Below are 848 nucleotides of genomic sequence, written 5' to 3'. Positions count from 1 at the left end.
GACGAAGGCGAAGCTCGGCGTGACGCCCCAGAACCTGACCTGGTTGAGGAAGTCATCGGCCGTGTACTGCGAACCGTGGACGCCCTTCTAAATGTCAAGTTGGTAAGTCATTTTCGGAATTCCAAGTGGCGCGCTTCACGGGGCGCTCGCGGGTTGCCCACCGCTGGCCGGCGCCGTGGTCGTAACAGGCGACCGCGCCGGCCAGCCGTGGACAACCCGCGACCCCTAACACACGGTTAGGGCGCAATAGCCTGCCTGTTGTCGGGAACAGATCGCTTTCACGCAACCTGAACCTGACCGATCTGACGGTTGCGCTGACGTATGACATAGTAGACTTCGCGAGCGATATAGCGCTTGAGGCAGCGAATGGCTTCGAGCTTCGAGTGGCCCTCGCTGACCCGCCGTTCAACATACGCCTTTGTGCGCGAGTCGGTTCGCAGCCGGCCGATGGCGATGATGTGCAGCGCGCTGTTGGCCGCACGATCCCCGCCGCGATTCAGGCGATGCCGGGTGACCTTTCCCGACGATGCCGGCACGGGACTGACTCCGCACAGGGCGGCAAATCCCGCCTCCGACTGTAGTCGCTCGCTGTTGTCTCCCGCCGTCAGCAGCAGCTGCGCTGCCGATTCGTATCCAATGGAATTGCGCGAGACCAGGTCCGGCGCGAGTTCGTTGACCAGGGCCGCGATCATCACGTCAAGGTCGGCAATTTCGTCGTGCAGTTCCAGATAGCGACGCCCGAGGGATTTCAATGTGATCCGGTACGCCGAGACTAGATTGCGGTAATCGGTCAGATCCGGACGCCAGGCGGCCAGCGTGCGCACGAGCTGCATGCGGGTCATGGTGCG

The 848-nt window shown here is 62.6% G+C and carries 1 protein-coding gene; it reads right to left on the bottom strand.

All coding sequences use genetic code 11. From position 1 onward, the window contains the following. Positions 1 to 278: 278 nt before the first annotated feature. A partial coding sequence (locus AWB81_RS43645) for a transposase (protein ID WP_144444423.1) occupies positions 279 to 848 on the bottom strand: 570 nt, incomplete at its 5' end.

It is taken from the genome of Caballeronia arationis (assembly GCF_001544975.2).
Lineage (GTDB): Bacteria > Pseudomonadota > Gammaproteobacteria > Burkholderiales > Burkholderiaceae > Caballeronia > Caballeronia arationis.
Note: the sequence above shows the minus strand (reverse complement) of the source record. Positions and strands in the feature narration are given on the sequence as shown.